This window comes from Allobosea sp. 01N443 (assembly GCF_056399325.1).
In genome coordinates this window covers 1-21,026 of sequence record NZ_JBFTRC010000098.1, presented here as the reverse complement: position 1 = coordinate 21,026, position 21,026 = coordinate 1, and the positions used below count along the sequence as shown (strand labels likewise).

Here is a 21,026-nt window from a genome sequence, read left to right as displayed (position 1 = left end):
GCGATCACCCATGCCCTCAACACCCAGATCGCAAACGGCAATTACGGCAAGGCGCTGACCCGCTGGAATCTCGGCCCAGAGGCGGTCGAGAAATCCACCACCAACCCGCCCGGCCTGCCCAAGAGCTGAGGCCCTTGCGCCGCCGCGCGACAGCGGCGGCGCTGACGTCCTTTAGCGAAGCGGCCAATTCTGGAACTGGAAGGACGATCATGATCGGGCGACGAGCCATTCTCTCGCTGCTGCTTGGGGCGGCGACCACCTACTGGAATTCTGCCCCCGCCCTCGCGCAGCCCTTCGATCTCGGCCCGGAGCAGCCGGGCAGGCTTCGCGCCGAACGGAACCCCGAGGCAATCAAGGCCATCCCCAAGGGCTTTGTCTTCGTCGAGCCGGGCTCGCTCACCGTCGCGATAAGCCCGAGCGGCCCGCCGCTCGCCACCTATGCGACCGACGCCAGGACCGTCGTCGGTGCCGATCCAGACTTTGCCCAGCTCATCGCCGACAGCCTCGGCCTGAAGCTCAATCTTCTGCCGATCGCCTGGGCCGACTGGCCGCTCGGCCTGGCCTCGGGCAAATACGATGCGGTGATCTCGAATGTCGGCGTCACCGAGCAGCGCAAGGAGAAATTCGACTTCTCCACCTATCGGCAAGGCCTGCACGGCTTCTATGTGAAGGCCGAGAGCCCGGTGACGTCCATTAGGGAACCCAAGGACGCGGCAGGCCTGCGCATCATCGTCGGCGCCGGCACTAACCAGGAGCGCATCCTGCTCGCATGGAGCAAGTTGAATGTCGCAGCCGGGCTCAAGCCACTCGACCTGCACTATTACGACGACGAGYCGACCAAACTGATCGCACTGCTCGCCGGCCGCGCCGACGTCATCGTCCAGCCGCATGCTCAACTGGTCTTCATCGCCGCACGCGACCGCAACATCCGGCGAGCCGGCACTCTCAGCGCCGGCTGGCCTCTCAAATCGGATGTCGCGATTACGACGCGCAAAGGCAGCGGTCTCGTCGACGCGCTGACTGCCGCCACCAATGGCCTGATCGCCACCGACAAGTACCGCCAGGCGCTCGCGCGCTGGGGACTTGAGGAAGAGGCTCTGGAGCGCTCCGAGACCAATCCGCCAGGCTTGCCCAAGTCCTGAAGCCGACGCCCCCAATGCCTTGTGAGTTCATCATGCCCGCCACTCCGCTCACGATTAGCCGGATCGGCTTCCTGACGCCCGGCAATTACCGCGACGACGCTCCACTGGTTGGATTGGAGGACACCCTCCAGCTCTTCGAATTCGGCGAACGGCTCGGCTTCGACAGCGCCTGGGTGCGCCAACGCCATCTCGAACCCGGCGTCTCCTCGGCCAGTGTCTTTCTGGCCGCTGCAAGCCAGCGGACTCGACGCATCGAGATCGGCTCCGCCGTGATCCAGATCGGTTACGAGAACCCGTTCCGGCTGGCCGAGGACCTGTCGCTTGTCGACGTACTCGCACATGGGCGCCTCAATGTCGGCCTCAGCGCCGGGCCACCATCGCATGCCGAGCTGTTGGGTCAGCGCTTCCTCGACGGAGACCGGACAGATTCCGACTATTCGCATCAGCGTGTCGCCCGCCTCGCAGCCAATCTCGACGGCGCCTATCTCGGCGACGACGAGACTTTCATCACATCGGCGGCAGGGCGGTTGCGGCCGCGTATCCAACCGCACGCACCGGGGCTGCGTGAACGGCTTTGGTATGGCGGAGGATCGCTGCGTTCAGCCCGTTGGGCCGGGGAGAACGGCTTCAACCTTCTCGTCGGCAACATCAATATCGGCGAGGAGACCGACAATTTCTTCGAGGCCCAACTGCGTCAGCTCGCTCTCTATCGCAGCAGCTGGCAGGCCCGGCATCAGCCACGCATCGCAGTTGGCCGTGTTATCGTCCCGCTCGACGGGGCCGATGCGAAGACCCGCAGTCGCTATCGCGATTACGCCGCCAGCCGGCATGAGCGCACCCTGAAGCCGCAGGGCGAGCGGCGGACGCAGTTCGCTCCGGATCTCGTCGGCACGTCGGAGCAGATCCTGATCGCATTGTTGCAGGACCCAGTGCTGCGCGCGGTCGACGAGTTGCGTCTTGAGTTGCCCTATAATTTCGAAGCGGAGGATTATGAGCAGATCATCGACGACTTCATTCGCCTGATCGCGCCGAACCTTGGTTGGCTCAGAGGGCGGGCAGTCAAGCCGGAACTCGCCAGGCTGCCGGCCTGATGACAGCCGCTGACTGCCTCAGACTCCGCTACCAGCGCACGAACCGAGGAAAAGCGAGGGCTCCGACGATAGCCATCAGCCCCATCGCCAGCGGATACCAGCTTGCGATGAAGGGGATCGTATCCTCAGGGCAATGCACGCTGTAGGCGATGGTCGCCAAGGCGGCGGATGCAACTCCGGCGGCAGCGCCAGTGAGGCGCAAATCGACCGGCGCGCCTCGCCGGGCGACCGCGATCATGGCAGCGAACGGGATCAGCCCGTAGAGCACAACGGAGATCAGGCAGGCCTGCCAGCTCCTGCCAAAGGTCAAGCTGGCCCATTCTCCAGCAGGCGCCCGAGCCAGAACGACAAGAGCCCAAAGCACCACCGCGGCGATCGGCAGCAGGGTCAGGGACAGGTGTCCTCGCGGACTGAGGCCGGGCCGCAGGCTGCGCTGGAAAACCGCCACGGCGATCCCGGCCACACTCGCTCCGAGCAGGACCTTGCCCAGCACCGGCGCGCTGGCCCAGGCCCCCGCCAGGTCCCGGCGCGCGCCGAGCGTCAGGAGCACGGCAAGCGTCGCCCCGATCATGGCGAGGAACGCAGCAAGCCAGGTGATACGGCGCAGCCACCCGGTATCAACCGGCTGGCTGCTCGTGGCCATGAGGGAAATCAGCTCGTCTGTCTGCATGTCGGATCGGTCATTGTACTGTGATGGACGGGATTTCGCAGCAAACAGGCGAAAGGTTACAGCGTCGGGTGCGCTCACGCTGCCGCAGCACGCGCATCGCGGTCACGGTGCCCTGCGCATGGTCAGGAGGCGCGCCATGGCCCGCAGGCCGCGATGGATTGCGACCTTCGCTGCCGTCTCGGTCATGCCGGCAGCGCTTGCGGCTTCAGCGACCGAACAGCCCTGGACCTTGACCTGGTCGATCAGCGTTCGCGTCCGTTCAGGCAAGGATTGCAGGGCTCGCGTCAAGTCCAACCGGGCATCGGAGGCAGGCGTGTCTGGCGCCGCCAATTGATAGGCCTCGTCATCGATCGGCAGGTTGGACGCGTGCCGCCCGGAGCGGCGCAAATGATCAACGAGTTTATAGCGCGCGATCGCATGGGCCCAGGCGGTTACGGGGCTCGCCGGATCATAGCTGTGCCGGGAGAGATGCAGGGCGAGCAAGGTCTCCTGCAAGACATCCTCCGTCTCGCTCGGCTCGCTGCGCCCCGCTCGCGCCAGATGGTGACGCAAATAGCCGCGCAGGCGCACGCTGATCGCCTCGAGGAACGTGCGATAGGCCGACGCATCGCCGGCAAGTGCGGAGAGAAAGACGGGACGCAGCTGCGTTTCGAGATCGGCGAGAGACACGGGAAGCGGCGATTCTCCGGGGCCGTGCAGGCGGGTGTCCAATCCGTCGCATGCTGATGCAGGGCTCACAAGCCCGTGACTGGCAGATGCTGACCTCGCCCCGCCCCGATACGCTCGCATACGCGCAGAGCGCGGCCTTCCGGGCCTTTCGCGGGAAAGCGACGAACATGGCGACAGCAGCGCGCTTCGGCCTGGCGATCATAGCGCTCGCAATGGCGCTGACCACGACGCTGACATCCGCCGCCATCGCACAGGAACACGCCAGGACGGAAGCGCGCCTCACGCCTTGCCCGGCCGAGGGAGGCTGCCCGGTCGAGGGCGGATTCTATCGCATCCTGCTGCCTGCGCAGGCCGCGATCGGGCATCTGCGCGGCGCGATCATGTACTTTCACGGCTGGCAAGGCTCGGCCGAGGAGATCATGGCCGATCAGGGTCTCGTCGCGGTTGCGCAACGCCTCGGCGTTGCGCTGATCGCCCCTGACGGGATGGGGCGGACCTGGTCCTATCCCGGTTCTCCCGGACACCATCGCGACGAATTCGCCTTCATCGGCCATGTTCTCGACGACGTCGCGCAACGCTTCCCCGTCGATCCCCGCAGGATTCTGGCCAGCGGTTTCTCGCAAGGCGCGTCCATGGTCTGGAATCTGGCCTGCCGAATGCCATCGCGCTTTGCCGCCTTTGCGCCAATCGCCGGTGCGTTCTGGGAGCCATTTCCGCAGGACTGCGTCGCCCCCCGGCCCAATCTGATCCATGTCCATGGCACGAGCGACACAACCGTGCCGATGGCGGGGCGCCCACTCCGGTCCGGGTACAGGCAGGGTGATCTCTTCAGGAGCCTCGCCGTCCTGGCACCCGGCTGCACCTCATCCTGGGCGGATGAGGTCCGGAAGGCGCCGCAGCCGGAGGCCCTGACGTGTCGGCTGGCAACAGACTGTCCCGGGCCTGYGCGGCTGGAACTGTGCCTCCATGGCGGCGGTCATATGGCCGACCCGGCCTGGGTCGAGCGGGCCTGGCAACTTGCGATGCCTCCCAAGATGCCGACAGCCGCGGCGGGCGCCAGGCTCACTTTTCCGTGAGGCCGTAACCAGCAGCTCGCCTCGCGCGATCTCTCCTGCCGATACCGAGGGAGACACCATGCGCCAGGATACAAGCCTAACCGAGATGACGCCGAAAGCGGCAGAAGCAGCATGCGTCCGAGGCGCCGATCTGATGGCGCAGCAGCTGGCTGCCGCGGGCGCGACACATGCCTTTGGCATTCCCGGCGGCGAGGTCCTGGCGCTGGTCGATGCGCTTGAACGTGCCGGCATCCGCTTCCTCCTCGCCAAGCACGAGAATGCGGCGGGTTTCATGGCCGAAGGGCTGTGGCATGCGACAGGCGCCTTGCCGGTTCTGGTCGCGACACTCGGGCCCGGCGTCGCCAATGCGGTCAATGTCGTGGCCAATGCCCGGCAGGATCGCGTCCCTCTGATCTTCATCACCGGCTGCGTCGATCAGGCCCTGGCTGAAAGCTACACGCATCAGATCTTCGACCATCAGGCCGTGCTGCGGCCGCTGGTGAAGGCAAGTTTTCGCGCCGCGCAGGGCACCGAGGATCTGGTGGTGCAGAAGGCTCTCGCCATTGCCGGGAGTGGCCGGCCCGGCCCGGTCCATATCGATCTGCCGATCGCGGTCGCCGAGGCGAAGACTGTCCAGCGCGCGGTCCAGATCGTGAAGCCTCCCGACAACAGCGCCCCCACCGATCTCAGTTTCGCACGCGAGATGATCGCGACTGCGAAGCGGCCGCTGGTCATTGCCGGGCTCGACCTGGTGAATGAGGGCTCCGCCGCCGCACTCGACCTATTCCTCACCCGGACCGGTGCCCCGCTGCTCACCACCTACAAGGCCAAGGGCCTGGTGCCGGAAAGCGATCCGCGCGTGATCGGCGGTGTCGGATTGTCGCCGAGGGCCGATGCGCTGGTACGGCCGCTGCTGGACGAGGCCGACCTCGTCGTGCTCGCCGGCTACGACCCGATCGAGATGCGCCAGGGCTGGCGCAATCCCTGGCTGACGGGCAAACGCGTAATCGACATCGTCGCCGAGGATGTCCACCACGGCATGCATAGCGCGACGCTGCTTCTCGAAGGTCATGTCGGCACCATCCTGTCGCGGCTCGGCGAAGAAGCAATGCTGGACGGCACCTGGCCGGACGGGCGCCCCGCCGCCATTCGCGCAGCGCTCAGCGAGGCCTTCGCTCCGCCATCGGACTGGGGTCCCCATGCCGTCATCGACATCCTGCGCGAGGTCGCGCCGGCGAAAACCATCGTCACGGCCGATTCCGGAGCGCACCGGATTCTGCTCAGCCAGATGTGGAGGAGCGACGGGCCGCGCCGCCTGCTGCAGTCGACCGGGCTCTGCACGATGGGTTGCGCACTCCCACTGGCGACTGGCGCGGCGCTCGGCACGGGGCAGCCCACACTCTGCTTCGTCGGCGATGCCGGCCTCGAAATGGTCCTGGGCGAGCTCGCGACCCTGCGCGATCTGGCGCTGCCGGTTGTCCTCGTCGTATTTGTCGATGAGAGCCTTGGCCTGATCGCACTGAAGCAGCGCCAGCTTGGCCTGGCCCGCGCCGCAGTCGATTTTGGCGGCACCGGTTTCGCGGCGATTGCCGGTGCGATGGGCGGCCACGGTAGCACGATCTCAAACCCGGACAGCCTCAGGCGCGAGGCACGCGCCGCATTCCAACGCAGTGGTTTCACGGTGCTCGCCTGCAGGATCGATGCAGGCAGCTACGAAGGAGCCTTCTGATGCGCACGCTTCAACAGAAGGCAGGCAAGCGCCCGCGCGATGAACGGCTCGACTTCTTCCGTGGCCTGACGATGCTGATCATCTTCGTCGCGCATTGGCCGCAGAACAGCTGGAACGCCTTCATCCCTGCTCGCTTCGGCTTCTCGTCAGGCGCCGAACTCTTCGTCTTTTGTTCCGGCATTGCCAGCGCACTCGCCTTCGGCAGCGTCTTTGTTCGCCGCGGCCTGTGGCTTGGAACCGCGCGCATCATGCTGCGCATCTGGCAGGTCTATTGGGCGCAACTCGGACTCGTTCTGGCGCTGATCGCGCTCGCCGCGCTGCTCGATCAGAGTTTCGGCCTTGGCGTGCTCGCGTCCCAGTTCGCGCCGCTCCTGAGCTCCCCGGACACCGCACTGCTCGGCCTCGCGACGCTGACCTGGCAGCCGGATTATCTCGATATCCTGCCGATGTATCTGGTGATCCTGGCCCTGGTTCCGGTGGCCATCGCGCTGCACCGGATCAATGCTGCGTTGCCCTTCCTGATGGTGGCGCTGCTCTATGGGCTTGCCTGGGCTGTCGACCTCAATCTCCCCGGAAATCCCTGGAACGGCGCCGGCTGGTTCCTGAACCCATTCGCCTGGCAGCTCATCTTCTTCATCGGGTTCTTCATCGGTATGAAATGGTTGCCGGTACCGCGGCTTGGCGAGCACAGGCTGATGCTTGCTGCCGGCGTCTTCCTGCTCCTTTCCGTCCCGTTCTCCTTCTGGGGTTTCCTGGAGCACTGGCCGGCGGCGCAGGCGCTGCGCGACCTGATCCTGCCCGCCAGCGAGAAGAGCAATCTGCACATCCTGCGCGTGCTGCATTTCCTGGCATTGGCCTATCTCGTGCTCAGCCTGGTCGAGCCCTGGCGCCGGAATCTGGATCAGGGCGTTGGCCACTTGCTCATCTTGATCGGACGGCAATCGCTCGCCGCCTTTCTTGCCAGCGTCGTGCTGGCAAGGCTCGCCACCACCGCGGCCGATATGCTGGGCCGGACCCAGTTGAGCATGGCGCTGCTCAATCTCGTCGGCTTTGCAGCGATCCTCGGCGTCGCGGTCGTGGTCGGCTGGTTCAAGAGCGCACCCTGGGCTGGTCATGCCGCGCCAGCGAAGGCTGAACCGCAACGCACGGATGAGACGGAAGCGCCCAAGCACAGCCTGCCAACACGGGTCCGTGAAGCGAGTTGATCGCCGCTTGATCGGCCGCCAGCGAACTCCCCGAGAGACGCCCCTTCAAGGGCTCGAACGGAGCAGCCTCATGTATCACGATCTCTCAGGCGAGCGCCTCACTGTCGCGAACGACGCTGCACGCCTCGCCTGGAACGACACGCTCGAAGCCGTGCTGGCCCATGCTGCCGCAACGCCGGAGCATCTCGCCCGCGTGCTGGCAGCGGATCCGGATTTCGCACTGGCTCATGCGGCCAAAGGCCTGATGCTGCTTTCGCTTGCCAGGTCAGAATTGCTCGGAGCGGCGCGCGACTGCCTCGTCAAGGCCAAGGCGGCCATCGCGTTGCGTCCCGTCACACAGCGTGAGCGCATGCTGGTCGAGGCATTGGCGTTCTGGCTGGCCGATGCACCGCGACTGGCCACCGGGCGCCTGGAAGCGATTCTGGAGGCCCACCCCCTCGACGTGCTGGCGCTAAAACTCTCTCACGGCCTGCGCTTCATGCTCGGTGATCAGGCCGAGATGCTGGCCTGTCTGCGCCGTACCGCGCCAGCTTTCGGCGAAAGCCATCCGCTCGCCGGATATGTCCATGGCTGCCATGCTTTCGCGCTCGAAGAACAGGGTTTCTATGCCGAGGCCGAGCGAGCGGGCCGCCGCGCCGTCGCCCTGGCGCCGCGCGATGCCTGGGGCCGCCACGCCGTCGCGCATGTGCTGGAAATGACCGGCCGCGCCGACGAGGGGATCATCTGGCTCGGGAATGCCCGGAACTGGTCCCATGCCAATAACCTGCGCTTCCACATCGTCTGGCACCTCGCCCTGTTCCGGCTCGAGCGCGGAGAGACCGCGGAGGTGCTGTGCCTTTATGACAACGATATCCGGGGCGAGCCCACCGACGATTATCGCGACATAGCCAATGGCGCCTCGCTGCTTGCCCGGCTCGAATATGCCGGCGTCGATGTCGGGACGCGCTGGGAGGAACTGGCCGCACTCGCCGAGGGCCGGATCGATGATGGCCGCCTGGTCTTTGCCGACCTGCACTATGCTCTCTCATTGCTCGGCGCCGGGCATTCAAGCGGCGCGGAGGCGATCGCCCGCACGCTCGTTGGGGATAGCCGGGCGCATCGCAGCAGCGAGCGCAGGCAGGCGGCCCATCATGGTGCGCTCGCGGCCTTCGGCCTGCTCGCCTTCCATGAAGGCGACTACAGCGAGGCGGCGAGGCTGCTGGGCGCCGCGCGCGACGGACTGGTCGCGATCGGTGGCAGCCACGCTCAACGCGACCTCTTCGAGCAGGCCTATATCGAAAGCCTGATCCGCTCGGGCAACCATGAGCGCGCGGCCCCGCTTCTTAGCGAACGCATCACGAAACGCGGCGGCTCCAACCTCTTCGCCGCGCGCCGGCTGGCGTTGCTGCGCAACCGGCCGGCCGCACACACCGCCGCGTTGGCCGTCGCGGCGACCCCGCTCGCGCTCGCCCACTAAACGCCACCACAGGAATAACAGCCATGATCACCACCACCCTGCCCTGGACCACAGCCCTTCTATCAGCACGCACCATCGCGAACCTGGCCCTTGGCGGCTTTGCCGGGCTTGGCTTCTGGGAACTGTTCTCGGCCGTCCCGACCGCGTGGTTCGCGGAATTCCCCCTGGAGCCGCCCGAGTTGGTGAAGTCGCTGTTTTCCCACCAGCTCGGCCTGACGCTTTCGACGCCGGTCGCGAAGCTGCTGCATTTCCTCACAGGCTTCCTGTTCTACCCGCTCGGCTATTACGCGCTGACGCGTTTCGTGAAGAGTTTCGGCATGCCCGCCGATGGTTGGATCTGGGGGGTGATCACCTACTTCATCGCGCTCGGCTTCTTCGCGCCCCTGGCCGGTCAGGCCTTCCTTCTCACCGACGTGCCGCGCCTCTCCCTCATGAGCCTGATTGGCCACGCGATCTATGGCTACCTTGCGGCCTTCGTCTTCGAGCAACTCGAAGCGTCTTCTGCGCCGGTTCGTCCCCGCTGAGGATCCGACCGGGCTCTTGTCGATGACCGGGCACATAGCGCGGTTTCAACGCCCTGTGCCCGGCTCTCCCTCACCTGGATTCGCAGCCAACCCGACGGCCAGTCGCGCCGCGACTGCCGGCACATCGGGGCTGGCATCGGCCAAAAGCACGGGTGGCGCGACGGAGGCTGCGAAGCTTTCGGCAATGGCTGGCGAGAGCGTGATCGCACGGCCGGCCAGGGCCACCGGCTTGAGGCCGACACGCCCACGCAGTGCCAGAGCGAGGCGGGCGAGTTCCCGTCCTGCCCCCACAAAAATCCGTCTCGCTTCGGGATCCCCGGCCTCATCGGCAGCGCTTACGGCACGGGCCAAAAGCCCCAGGCTGCCGCGGTCGCCGCCATAGATATAGACGCGGGCCGCATCCCAGGAGCTGCCGCCAACAGCTGCGGAGAGCGCCCGGCCAATCACTGTGCTCCAGCCGGAACCCGGCGCTTCATCTTCTCGCCGCAGGACGAACCGCAACGCCTCGGTCGCGATCCAGGTCGCCGCCCCGCCATCGTCGACCAGCACGCCATAGCCGCCGGCTCGGATGATCTCGCCGCCTGCCGCGAGGTGGTAGCCGATGGAGCCGGTACCGGCATAGACGACGATGCCCTCGCCGGGCGCAAAGCGGGCGCGATAACCGAGCCACATGTCGTCCACGACGAGCACGGATGTCTCGGCGCATTGGAAGGCACCCGCGAGCATCCGTGCAAAGAGGGCCGTCGTCGGCGAAGCCGATCCAATGCCCGTGACGCCGGCCACGATGGCGCTGGGCCGGCTATGGCCTGYGAGTTCCGACGCGAGCCCCGCAAAGATGCCTCGCACGCGCTCATGGTCCGCCTCGCTGAAGACATGGCCCGTCATCGGTGCCACGTCGCCTCGTGCCATGACCTCGCCAGCTGCGGAGACGAGACACCAGCGCGACGCCGTCCCGCCCGTCTCGATGCCCAGGCCCAGCGGGTGCTCAAGCCCGGGCATGCGCGACGAAACGGCGGGTGATCTCGCGGGGATTGGTGATGGCCGTGCCAACGACCACGGCGTGCGCACCGGCTGCGAAGGCCGCATCAAGCTGCTCCGGCCGCTCGAAACGCCCCTCCGCCACGATCGGCGTCGATATGGCGCCAGCGAGGGCAGCGATCAGCGCGATATCCGGCCCCGCCGCCTTCAACGCAGCGGTCTCATCGGTGTAGCCGGACAAGGTCGTGGCAATGTAGTCGGCGCCAAGCCTGGCCGCACGGACACCGTCCTCGAACGTCGCGCAATCCGCGAAGACGGGCTTGCCCAGTTCACCGCGGATGCGCGCGATCAGAACCCCGAGTGGTTCGCCATCGCGGGGCCTGGCGGTTGCATCGAGCGCAATGATGTCGGCGCCCGCGGCAGCAATCAGCGCAGCCGCGGCGAAATCGGGCGTGATATAGACCGGAAAGTGATCGTCCCAGCGTTTGAGGATGCCGATGATCGGCAGCGTGCTGACCGCGCGGATCGCAGCGATATCGGCAGGCCCATTGGCACGCAGGGCGAGCGCCCCGCCATGCTCCGCCGCCTGGGCCATCGCCGCCATGAACACCGGCCCATGCAACGGGTTGTCCGCCCGCGCCTGGCAGGACACGGCGAGGCTGCCGGACGGTATCAGGTTCTGATTGTCTAGAAGTGTCACTTTACCGCCCCTGCGGTCATGCCCCGGATGAACTGGCGCGACATCACGATGTAGATGATGGTCAGTGGCAGGGCTGCGATGGTGAGGCCGGCAAAGAGCATGCCCCAGTCGGTGGTATATTCGCCCATGAACACCGAAAGGCCCTGAGGCAGGGTCTTGCGCACATCGGTCTGGATGAAGACGAGCGGGAAGAAGAAATCATTCCAGGTCGGCACGGCATTCTGAATCGCGGAAATGACCATCGGTGGCACGGATAGCGGCAGCATGATGGACAGCATGATCCGGGGCTCGGACGCCCCGTCGATGCGCGCGGCCTCCTCGAGTTCCGTCGGCAACGTCCGCAAGAACCCGGTCATGATGAAGATCGTCGAGGGCAGGCCCATCGCCGTATAGATCAGGATGAGGCCGAAACGGGTGTCGAGCAGGCCGAAATCGCGCATCTGGAGAAAGAGTGGGATCACCGCGAGTTTCAAGGGCAGCATCAGGCCGGCCAGGAAGAACATGAAGATGGCCGAATTGCCCGGGAACTCGTAACGCGCGAGCGCATAGGCCCCCATCGTGCCGAGCAGCAGGATAAGTGCGATGGACGAGCCGGTGATGATCACCGAGTTGATGAAGTAGCCCGGCAGGCTTGTCTCGCCCCAGATCCGGGTGAAGTTCGCGACATAGGTGAAATCAGGAACGGAAAACGGTGCGTCGAAGATCTCCCCGGTCGTCTTGAAGGCCGAGAAGACCATGATGACGATCGGGTAGAGCATCAGAACGGAGTTGCCGACGAGCAGCGCGGCGGCGATCAGACTGCCGGGGCTGCTGCGCGGAAACAATGGGTCCGGGCTTTGGGCCTTTGCCGTCACAGCGCGATCTCCCGGCGGCGCAGATACTGCGTAATGAGCGTGGCGACGACCGCGATGAACATGAACATCAAGACGGCAAGCGCATTGCCGTGCCCGAAATCCTGAAGGCCTCCGCTCTGGTTGCCGAAGGCAGTGCGGTAGAAATAGAGCCCCAGCACGTCCGTCGACCCGTAGGGCGAGCCGTCCAGCCCCGCCATGATGTAGGGCAGCTCGAACCAGTTGAAGGCGCCGATGAAGAGCAGCGTCAATGTGATGGTCGTGGAGGGCGCCACCAGTGGCCAGACGACACGGGTCAGCATCTGCCAGCTGCTGCAGCCGTCGAGCTTGGCCGCTTCCAGGATTTCGCGGGGGATGCGCTGCATTCCGGCCAGATAGACCAGGGCGGGAAACCCGACCCAGTGCCAGGCATTGGCCATGACCAGCGCGGGCAGCGCCGTCGTCTCCTGACCGAGCCAGGGCTGGCGCAGCGCGCCGAGGCCGATCATGTCGAGAAGCTGATTGATGAGGCCGAAATTGGGGTCGAGGAAGAGCTTCCACAGGAACCCGACCAGGACGGTGGACAGGATCACCGGCATGAAAATCGCGATCCGGTGAAAGCGAAAGCCGAACGGCTCCCGATAGATGAACCAGGCAAGCAGAAATCCGGCGGTGTTCTGCACCACGAAAAGCGCGAAGAAGACGAAGAGATTGTGCCGGAAGGCGCGCCAGGTCAGCGCCGCGAAATGATCACCGAACAGGACATCGCTGAAATTCTGCAGGCCGACGAATTCTCCCTGGGCCATCCCCTCCCAGCGATAGAAGGCAGAGCTGAGCGCCACCAGCAGCGGCCAGACGACGAAGGTCAGCATCATCGCCATCGGCGGCACGATGAGAAATGCGATCCAGGCCGCGCGCTTGCGCCTTTCGCGGCGTCGGTAATCCGTCTTCATGAGACCTGGCCTGTTGAAGCAGCACTCAGGGGGAGAGCCCGGCGCGCGCCTGTCCAAGCGCATGGTCGGGTTCTGCCGGCCATGCGCATCATGGGAGCTTCAGCCCCGGAGCTTACTTCTTAAAGGGTGCGTAATAGGTCCCGATGCCCTTTGTGACCTCGGCACCGACCTCGGCCGGAGTCGCCTTGCCCGCCAGCATCTTCTGCACGCCGGACTGCAGCAGCACCGAGCCCGTCGGCTCCTGATAGCGGAAATTGACCAGCATGATGTAGGACATGGCCCGCTCGTTGAGCGCCGCGACCTCCTTCAACAACGGATTCTCGAACTTCACGCCCTTGATTGGCGAGATGTTCTGCAGATCGTTCGAGAAGGCCGTGCCGAACTCAGGCGTACCGAGGAAGCGCAGGAACTTGAGCGCTGCGTCCTTCTTCTTCGACGCGGCGTTGATCGCGTAGCCGCCATCGTAATAGAGCRCGACAAGCCGCTCATCCCCGGCCTTGGCAACCGGCGAGGCGAACATCCCCAGTTTCAGCTTCGGGTTCTGGCGCAGGAAGTTGGCGAGCTCGAAGGAGCCACCGGCAAACATGGCTGCGCGCCCGGCCGCGAAGAACTGCTGCGACGCGGCATAATCCACGCCCGAGAAATTCGGGGCGAAGTACTCCTTCAGCTCGTTCAGCTTGGCGAGAGCGCCAACGAAGCGCGGATCGGTGAAGTCGGCCTTGCCGGCGAGCACGTCCTGCTCGAACTGCTTGCCGATCTGGGAGGAGAGCAAGGCGCCGACGATGGTCTCGTTCTGCCAGGAGGTGGCGGTGCCGTTACCGAAGGGGGTGATGCCCTTCTCCTTCAGCGTCTTCGAAACGGCGACGAGCTCGTCCCATGTCGCAGGCGGCGTGACGCCGGCCTTCTCGAACAGATCCTTGTTGTAGATGATCAGCATCGTCTGCGAGGCGAAGGGCACCGCATAGAGCTTGCCATCGGACCGCATGGTCTCTGCCGCCACCGCCGACGCGGGGAAATTGTCGAATTCCGGCACCATCGTCTTGTCGAGCGGCACGAGATAGTCCGGCTTGCCGACGCCAAGCGTGCCGTAGGCGCGCACCTGCACGATGTCCGGCCCGGTGCCGCCAGCAAGTGCGGTCGACAGGACTGTGGGATAGTTCGCGGCCTCGAAAGCCTCGAACTTCACATTGATGTCCGGATGTTTCTTGCGGAACGCCTCGATGAATTTGGCGTAGGCTGCCTTATCTTCCTGGCGCCAGCTCCAGAGGGTGAGATCTTCCGCCTGCACCGGAGCCGCAAGGACTGTCGCGGCGGCGAAAGCCGTCAGGGCGAGCTTGCCAAGCGCGCGTCTCAAGATGGATCTGGTCAGAATCCCGGCCAACATGTTTGCTCTCCCTCGTTGAACGTAACGTTTGTTATTGTTGGATGAATTCGACGGCCGGCAAGTTCGGCGTCACGACGAGCGCGGTCGCGTCATCGTGGATCTTGACGCGGTTGAACCGTTCCGTGCGAGGATCTCCGTTCTCGAGCCGGCGCAGTTCGGCAACGAGTGCAGTCGCACCGTCGCGCACCACAGCGTGCATGAGACCAGCCTCGTCGTAGCGTTTCAAGACATCGACAAGGCGCATGAACCCGTCGGAAGCGAGCAGGACCGTCGCCGTCGGGGACACGGTCGCGGAGAAGGAACGCAAGCCCGCTTGCCACGGAAGCCCGGGATGAACAGCCCAATAGCCATCCGGCTGGTTCAGGAAACGGCGATTCTCGTGAATCTGCGCCAGAGCAGGCGCCGAAATCGGCTCGCCGTCACGCCGCAGGCCGGTTCCGGCCGCTGCGATTGTCCGGGCCTCGAACGGGCCCGCCGAAGCGTCCGTCCAGCGCTCCATATGTTCGCCATCGAGAATAATGATCGACACGTCGCCGATCACCACCCCCTCGATACGACAGGATTCCCCCATGGCTGAAAGGCGCACGAGGCCGAGGACGGCCGAAGGCCCCTCTCCTCCGATACGCTCAGGCTGACCGTCACCCAGCACGGCGTAATCCCGAGCGGCAGCCACCTCGAGAGTTGCCGCGATCTCGGAAAGCGGGGCTTCATCGCGCGCCGTGGAACGCAGGATCTCATCGACCCGCTGCGCGAGCCACGCCCCTTCCGATTGCTGCTCCGTTCTGGAAGCGCCTGAGAAGAAGGCGGACCCGTCGATGATCCATGCATGCGAGCCGGAAGATCCCGCCATGTCCTCGTTGAAGGGCGCACTGCCCTTGACGCTGACCTGCGACAGGATGCGCCAGCCGGCCGATTCCTTCGGAACAGCAGAGACAGCGGGACGTTCTGCGGACCCTGAAAGAGACCCTTCGCCTTCCACTGTTCCGCGTGCTCCCGCTTCGCGCGCTCAGCGCGATCAACACCCTCTGGTACGATACCAATATAGAACCAGTTAACGCTGTTCAAGCCGGAAAATGCTCGCCCCTGCGCCGCCGGGCGAAGGGTTACGACGCGTGTCTGAGGGGTCAGCCCTCCTGCCGCTCGGCCACCCGCTCCAGCCCGAACTCGCGTCCGGGAATCGAGGCGAGCAGCGCTTGGGTATAGGGGTGTTGCGGATTGCCGAAGACAGCGCCGATCGGCCCGGCCTCCACCACCTCCCCGCTCTTCATGACAGCGACAAGATCGCAGACCTGAGCCGCCACGCGCAGATCATGGGTGATGAAGACGATCGACAGGCCAAGACGCTGGCGCAGTTCCGCCAACAGCTTCAGCACCTGCGCCTGGACCGATACGTCGAGCGCGGAGACAGGCTCGTCCGCCACCAGCACATCCGGCTCCAGAGCCAATGCGCGGGCAAGTCCGATCCGCTGGCGCTGGCCGCCCGAGAACTCATGCGGGTAGCGTTCGGTCGCGGCGGGATCGAGACCGACCAGCCCAAAGAGTTCCTTGGCGCGCGCCAATGCCTGCGCACGCGGCATGCCGTGAACGACGAGGCCTTGCGCGACCGCTTCCCCCGCCTTGCGGCGCGGGTTGAGCGAGGCGAATGGATCCTGGAACACCATCTGGATATGGCGCGTCTCCGCCCGCATCTGCTCGCGGGTCAGACAGGCGAGGTCGCGGCCGTTCAGGCGGATCTCGCCGCTCTCGGGATCGATCAGGCGCACGAGGCAGCGCGCCAATGTCGACTTGCCGGAACCGGACTCGCCAACGATGCCGAGCGTGCCGCCCTTCGGCAGCACCAGCGAAACATCCTTGACCGCGTGGGTGATGCGCTGACCGCGACCGAAGAAGCCACCGGTGCGATACGTCTTCGAGACGTGCTCTATGGTCAGGATCGGATCGCTCGACAGCGGACGCGGAGGCGGAGCCTTCAGTGGCGGCACCGCGGCAATCAGCTGCTTCGTGTACGCGTGCCGGGGATTGTCCAGCACCGCACTGGCCGTGCCCTCTTCGACGACGCGGCCCTGGCTCATCACCGCGACGCGGTCGGCGATTTCGGCAACGACACCGAAATCATGTGTGATGAACAGAACGGCCGTGCCCTTGCGCCGCTGCAGGTCGCGAATGAGTTCGAGGATCTGCGCCTGGGTGGTGACGTCGAGCGCAGTCGTCGGCTCATCGGCGATCAGCACCCTGGGATCGAGTGCGAGCGCCATAGCGATCATGGCGCGCTGGCGCTGACCGCCCGAGAGTTCATGCGGATAAGCCTTGAGCGCCGAAGCCGGATCGGGAATCCGCACTTCATCGAGCAGGGCGAGGACCCGCGTCCTGATCTCGCCAGCCGGCAGATCCGTATGGATCTCGAACATCTCGCCGATCTGGTCGCCAATGCTGCGCAAGGGATTCAGCGCGGTCATCGGCTCCTGGAAAATCATCGCGATCCCGGCGCCGCGCACCTTGCGCATCTCGGCCTCGTTCACATCGGCAAGGTTGCGGCCCTCGAAGAGGATGCGCCCGCCGTCGATCGCGACCCCGCCCGGCAGCAGCCGCATGATGGCATTGGCCGTCATCGACTTGCCGGAGCCGGATTCGCCGACGACGCAGAGGATCTCATTGGCCGCCAGGGAGAGCGACACATTCGCCATGGCGTGCGACCGGTCGGCGCCGGCCGGCAGCTTCACGCTGACATCGTCGAGAACAAGAATCGGGGTCATCGGCTCTTCAGCCTCGGATTGAGAGCGTCATTGAGCCCCTGCCCGACCAGCGAGACGGCGAGCACGGTGACGAGAATGGCAATGCCGGGAATGGCCGAGACATACCACTGCACGCGCAGCACATCGCGCCCTGCGCCGATCAGGTTGCCCCAGGAGGCAACGTTCGGATCGGAGAGCTTCAGGAAGGCGAGCGCGCTCTCGAGCAGGATCGCGACCGCCATCACGACGCTGGCATAGACGATCACCGGCGGTAATGCGTTCGGCAGGATCTCGCCAAAGATTAGCTTGATGTCCTTCAGTCCCAGTGTGCGTCCCGCCTGCACGAACTCGCGGTTGCGCAGCGAAAGGAACTCGGCGCGCGTCAGTCGCGCCGAAGCCGGCCATGAGACGATGCCGATGGCGACCGTCACCGTGGTGATGGTCGAGCCGAACACCGCGACGAGCACGAGCAGCAACAGGAAGTTCGGCAATGTCTGGAAGGCCTCGGTCACGCGCATCAGTACGGTGTCGACCCAGCTGCCGTAATAGCCGGCGAAGGCGCCGATCGTGATGCCGATCATGACCGAGATAAAGGTCGCGACCAGACCGATCAGCAGCGAAATGCGTGCGCCATGGAAGATCTGCGCGGCGATGTCGCGGCCGGAATTGTCGGTCCCGAGCAGGAAGCGCGGGTTGCTGAAAGGCCAGATCAGCGGCCGCCCGGCAAGCGCCAGCGGATCGCGCGGATAGAGCCAGTCGGCCGTCCCCGCCATGGCCAGAACGAGGATGAGCAGCAGCAGGCCGATGACGGCCGAGGGACTGCGGAAATAGAGCCTTGCGAACTCCATGGCTCAGGCTCCCGCCGTGATGCGCGGATCGAGCCGGGCATAGAGCAGGTCGACGATGAAATTGACCGCGATCACCAGCAGCGCCGAGACGAAGATGATGCCGAGCAAGGTGTTGAGATCGCGCTGCACGACCGATTCATAGGCCAGCCGCCCCAGCCCCGGCAGCGAGAACACGCTCTCGACCACCACAGAACCGCCGAGCATCGTGCCAGCTTGCAGGCCGATCAGCGTCACCATCGGCAGCAGCGCATTACGTAGGACGTGCCGCACCACCACCCGCGTCTCATCCATGCCCTTGGCCCGCGCCGTGCGGACGAAATCGAGGTTGAGCACCTCGAGCATCGAGCCGCGCATGATGCGCAGATAGATCGCCATGTAGAACAGGCCGAGCGTCAGGGTCGGCAGGATGAGGTGCTTGGCGATGTCGAGCGTCCGGGCCAACCCCGTAAGGCTGACTGTGATATCCTCGAAACCACCGGCTGGCAGCCATTGCAGGTAGATCGAGAACACGACGATCGCCATCAGCCCGAACCAGAAGGTCGGCATGGCGTAGAAGATCAGCCCCAGTGTCGAGATCAGGGTATCGGGCCATCTGTTGACGCCGCGCGCCGCGATCACACCGAAGATCAGCCCGAAGAAAAAGGCAAAGGACAGCGAGGCGCTCATCAGCAGGATCGTCGCCGGCAGCCGCTCCGCAATCACGGTCACGACCGGCTTGCCGTAGATCGCCGAGAAGCCAAGATCGAGCCTGACCAGTCGCCAGAGATAATTGCCGAGCTGGGCCCAGACCGAGAGATCGAGCCCGTAGAACTCGCGCAGATGGCGGGCGGTGGCGGCATCGCCACCGCCCATTTGCGCCATCATCGCATCGACCGTATCGCCGGGCGCGAATTGCAGCAGCAGAAACACCCCGATCAGGATCAGGATCAGGGTCGGGATCGAGGCGGCAAGACGCCGCCCCGCAAGAGCTAATACGCGCATGGGAACTGGCCGGTTTCGACTGCGGAGGCTGGTGGACGTGTCACTCCGCCAACCAAAGATCGTGCCAGGAACTCGAGCCCCAGCGCGGCGTGTTGGAGTGGTTGCGGGCCTTGGCGTTGATCACCGTCAGGAAGATCTGCTCGATCGGCGTCCAGATCGGCAGCTCCGTGTTGGCGCGCCGTACGAAGTCGCCATAGAGCGCCTTGCGCTTCGTCGGATCCACCTCGGTCGCCGCGTCGTCGATGATCTTGTCGATCGTCGGATCGGTCCAGTCCCATTGATTGGTCCATGGCGCACCCTTGGGCTGCCCAGAGCGATACCACACCGTCGTCGAGACCGCAGGATCATTGCGGTACTGATGCCAGCCCGTAGCCAGGTCGAAGGCGTGGTCGTCATAGACCTGCTTCAGGTAGCCGCCACCATCGTTGCGCACGATCTCGACCTTGATGCCGACATTGGCGAGCGACTGCTGGATGAAGGTGGCAAAGAGCGTGATGTCCTCGCCCCATGGAGCCGGCAGCAGGCGCACCGAGAAGCGCGTCCCGCCGGCGCCGGCCTTGAACCCGGCTTCGTCGAGCAGCTTCGTGGCGAGTGCCTTGTCGAAGGGATATTGCGGGCCGTTATCGGCCGGATAGAAATCGGTCGAGACGGAGGGGACCGGACCTGTGCCGAGCTTGGCGAAATCGCCGAGGAAATTCTCGATGAAGAACGGGATGTCGAGCGCATGCGCGATCGCGCGCCTGACCCGGATATCCGCGAGTTCCTTGCGGCGGAAATTAAACTCGATCGTGTTCGTGCGGGCGTTGCCCTCGTTGCCCTTGGTCGAAACGATGAAGCGCGGATCCTTGCCGAGACGGGCGGAATCCGAGATCGTCAGGCCCGAGAACGGGCTGTAGTGGATCTGTCCGGCTTCCATCTGGGCGGCGGCGGCAGCGCGATCGGTGACCACGCGCCAGACGATCCGGTCGAGATAGGGGGCGTTGGCGCGCCAGTAGTTCGGGTTGCGGTCGGCAATGATGTGCTGGCCCCGCTCGTACTGCGCGAACTTGAACGGCCCCGTGCCCACCGGTGCCAGATTGACCGGGTTCTGGCGGATGTCGCCCTTGCCTTCGTAGAGATGGCGCGGCGAGATGTAGCCGAGATCGGGCAGTGCGCGCAGCAACAGGTTGAGCGGCATCGGGCGCTCGTAGCGGAACACTGCCGTCAGCGGGTCGGGCGTATCGACGGCGGTGAGGAAGAGCTGCAGCGTGGTGCCGTAGTTGAGGATCTTCTTCCACATCTCCATCGCGGTGAACTGCACGTCGGTGGAGGTGAAGGGCTTGCCGTCATGCCAGGTCACGCCCGGCCGGAGCTTGAACGTGATCGTCTTGCCGTCGGGTGCAGCCTCCCAGCTCTCGGCGAGCACGCCGACCGGCTGGCCGCTGGCATCGAGATCCACCAACTGCTCCTGGATCTTGCCGCCGATGATGTAGACGCCGGTCGAGGCCTGGAGGCTCGGGTTCAGCTGGCGCTGCTCGGCACCGTAATGGACGGTGAAGACTCCGCCCTTGCGCGGTGTTTCCTGGGCGAAGGAGCGCATCGGGAACAGCACATTGGAAGCGATGGCGGCGCTTGTCAGCAGCGCGGCGCGGCGGGTCATGTCCATGGAGACCTCCTGGGTCCGGTGTTCGATAAGGGCAGAGCCGGAATTCACGATGATCCGGCCATCAGGCTGTTCTCAAAGGGGAGCCAAGGCTCGCGTCACGGTACGAAGCTGACGATCACGCCATTGGCGGAGTCGGCCGGTACGCTGACGGCACCACCATGGCGCACCGCGAGCGGGCCGAGCGCCTTGGCAGCGCCTTCGAGATCGGCACTCGCCAGAACGATCGCGGTTGCGCCGGCGGGAGCCGCACCGATCCGCACCGCATCAGGATAGCGCCGCGCAAAACCGGCCGCATCATAGAACAGGAAATCGGCGCGCTTGCCGCCCGACGGCACCAGCCAGCCGTCATCCTGCGGACGCGCAGGCTCGTCGATCAAACGGCTGAGATGCCCGGCGGCCGCCTTCGGATCTGCAGCGAGGACCTCGACCCGAAC

General features: G+C 65.2%; 19 protein-coding genes and 2 pseudogenes. 8 read left to right on the top strand and 13 right to left on the bottom strand.

The genetic code is table 11. The features are described 5' to 3' along the window. The 3 genes and pseudogenes from AC1DRP_RS22005 to AC1DRP_RS21995 all read left to right on the top strand — a co-directional run. Positions 1 to 129, top strand: a pseudogene (locus AC1DRP_RS22005) (ABC transporter substrate-binding protein); the annotation flags it as partial. Positions 130 to 209: 80 nt separating this feature from the next. Next, positions 210 to 1,142, top strand: a complete 933-nt coding sequence (locus AC1DRP_RS22000; RefSeq protein ID WP_476769540.1) for an ABC transporter substrate-binding protein — start codon at positions 210 to 212, stop codon at positions 1,140 to 1,142. Between the two features lie 32 nt (positions 1,143 to 1,174). After that, positions 1,175 to 2,233, top strand: a complete 1,059-nt coding sequence (locus tag AC1DRP_RS21995; protein WP_476769539.1) for an LLM class flavin-dependent oxidoreductase — start codon at positions 1,175 to 1,177, stop codon at positions 2,231 to 2,233. A 28-nt stretch (positions 2,234 to 2,261) separates the two neighbouring features. Here AC1DRP_RS21995 and AC1DRP_RS21990 read toward each other — a convergent pair whose 3' ends face one another. Both AC1DRP_RS21990 and AC1DRP_RS21985 read right to left on the bottom strand, forming a co-directional pair. Next, on the bottom strand, positions 2,262 to 2,876 hold the full coding sequence (locus tag AC1DRP_RS21990) for a DUF1109 domain-containing protein (RefSeq protein WP_476769538.1): 615 nt from the start codon (positions 2,874 to 2,876) through the stop codon (positions 2,262 to 2,264). A 129-nt stretch (positions 2,877 to 3,005) separates the two neighbouring features. Next, positions 3,006 to 3,572, bottom strand: a complete 567-nt coding sequence (locus AC1DRP_RS21985) for a sigma-70 family RNA polymerase sigma factor (RefSeq protein ID WP_441489793.1) — start codon at positions 3,570 to 3,572, stop codon at positions 3,006 to 3,008. 86 nt (positions 3,573 to 3,658) lie between these two features. Between AC1DRP_RS21985 and AC1DRP_RS21980 the strand changes: the two genes are divergently transcribed. The 5 genes from AC1DRP_RS21980 (at position 3,659) to AC1DRP_RS21960 (ending at position 9,541) form a co-directional block, all read left to right on the top strand. Continuing rightward, positions 3,659 to 4,648 (top strand): CE1 family esterase, encoded by a 990-nt coding sequence (locus AC1DRP_RS21980; RefSeq protein ID WP_476769537.1) that lies wholly within the window; start codon positions 3,659 to 3,661, stop codon positions 4,646 to 4,648. A 58-nt stretch (positions 4,649 to 4,706) separates the two neighbouring features. Further along, a complete protein-coding gene (locus AC1DRP_RS21975; protein ID WP_476769536.1) occupies positions 4,707 to 6,356 on the top strand; it encodes a thiamine pyrophosphate-binding protein in 1,650 nt (549 codons plus the stop codon). Next, entirely contained in the window at positions 6,356 to 7,561 is a 1,206-nt protein-coding gene (locus AC1DRP_RS21970) for an OpgC family protein (RefSeq protein ID WP_476769535.1), read from the top strand. The genes AC1DRP_RS21975 and AC1DRP_RS21970 overlap by 1 nt, the downstream gene beginning before the upstream one ends. Positions 7,562 to 7,631: 70 nt before the next feature. Next, positions 7,632 to 9,017, top strand: coding sequence for a tetratricopeptide repeat protein (locus AC1DRP_RS21965; RefSeq protein WP_476769534.1), 1,386 nt, complete (start codon positions 7,632 to 7,634; stop codon positions 9,015 to 9,017). 23 nt (positions 9,018 to 9,040) lie between these two features. Further along, positions 9,041 to 9,541 carry a hypothetical protein gene (locus AC1DRP_RS21960; RefSeq protein WP_476769533.1) on the top strand — a complete coding sequence of 167 codons (501 nt, stop codon included), beginning with the start codon at positions 9,041 to 9,043 and terminating at the stop codon, positions 9,539 to 9,541. Positions 9,542 to 9,586: 45 nt separating this feature from the next. On the opposite strand, the gene AC1DRP_RS21955 is transcribed toward AC1DRP_RS21960, so the two are convergent. From AC1DRP_RS21955 to AC1DRP_RS21905, 11 genes and pseudogenes are all read right to left on the bottom strand, one after another. Then, positions 9,587 to 10,540 (bottom strand): N-acetylglucosamine kinase, encoded by a 954-nt coding sequence (locus tag AC1DRP_RS21955; protein ID WP_476769532.1) that lies wholly within the window; start codon positions 10,538 to 10,540, stop codon positions 9,587 to 9,589. Beyond that, a complete protein-coding gene (locus AC1DRP_RS21950) occupies positions 10,527 to 11,219 on the bottom strand; it encodes an N-acetylmannosamine-6-phosphate 2-epimerase (protein ID WP_476769531.1) in 693 nt (230 codons plus the stop codon). The genes AC1DRP_RS21955 and AC1DRP_RS21950 overlap by 14 nt, the downstream gene beginning before the upstream one ends. Further along, positions 11,216 to 12,073 carry a carbohydrate ABC transporter permease gene (locus tag AC1DRP_RS21945; protein ID WP_441505908.1) on the bottom strand — a complete coding sequence of 286 codons (858 nt, stop codon included), beginning with the start codon at positions 12,071 to 12,073 and terminating at the stop codon, positions 11,216 to 11,218. The genes AC1DRP_RS21950 and AC1DRP_RS21945 overlap by 4 nt, the downstream gene beginning before the upstream one ends. After that, the gene (locus tag AC1DRP_RS21940; protein WP_476769530.1) at positions 12,070 to 13,002 is read right to left on the bottom strand and encodes a carbohydrate ABC transporter permease; all 933 of its coding nucleotides are present in this window, start codon (positions 13,000 to 13,002) and stop codon (positions 12,070 to 12,072) included. The genes AC1DRP_RS21945 and AC1DRP_RS21940 overlap by 4 nt, the downstream gene beginning before the upstream one ends. 112 nt (positions 13,003 to 13,114) lie before the next feature. Further along, on the bottom strand, positions 13,115 to 14,356 hold the full coding sequence (locus tag AC1DRP_RS21935; RefSeq protein WP_476769529.1) for an extracellular solute-binding protein: 1,242 nt from the start codon (positions 14,354 to 14,356) through the stop codon (positions 13,115 to 13,117). Between the two features lie 61 nt (positions 14,357 to 14,417). Then, positions 14,418 to 15,365 carry a hypothetical protein gene (locus AC1DRP_RS21930; protein ID WP_476769528.1) on the bottom strand — a complete coding sequence of 316 codons (948 nt, stop codon included), beginning with the start codon at positions 15,363 to 15,365 and terminating at the stop codon, positions 14,418 to 14,420. A gap of 145 nt (positions 15,366 to 15,510) precedes the next feature. Beyond that, the gene (locus AC1DRP_RS21925) at positions 15,511 to 17,139 is read right to left on the bottom strand and encodes an ABC transporter ATP-binding protein (RefSeq protein ID WP_476769527.1); all 1,629 of its coding nucleotides are present in this window, start codon (positions 17,137 to 17,139) and stop codon (positions 15,511 to 15,513) included. Beyond that, positions 17,136 to 17,966: an ABC transporter permease gene (locus AC1DRP_RS21920; RefSeq protein WP_476769526.1), complete on the bottom strand. Its 831-nt coding sequence runs from the start codon at positions 17,964 to 17,966 to the stop codon at positions 17,136 to 17,138. The genes AC1DRP_RS21925 and AC1DRP_RS21920 overlap by 4 nt, the downstream gene beginning before the upstream one ends. Before the next feature lie 3 nt (positions 17,967 to 17,969). Further along, positions 17,970 to 18,947: an ABC transporter permease gene (locus AC1DRP_RS21915; protein ID WP_113515850.1), complete on the bottom strand. Its 978-nt coding sequence runs from the start codon at positions 18,945 to 18,947 to the stop codon at positions 17,970 to 17,972. A 40-nt stretch (positions 18,948 to 18,987) separates the two neighbouring features. Further along, positions 18,988 to 20,592: an ABC transporter substrate-binding protein gene (locus AC1DRP_RS21910; protein WP_476769525.1), complete on the bottom strand. Its 1,605-nt coding sequence runs from the start codon at positions 20,590 to 20,592 to the stop codon at positions 18,988 to 18,990. A 95-nt stretch (positions 20,593 to 20,687) separates the two neighbouring features. Further along, positions 20,688 to 21,026 (bottom strand): annotated as a pseudogene (locus AC1DRP_RS21905) (VOC family protein); the annotation flags it as partial.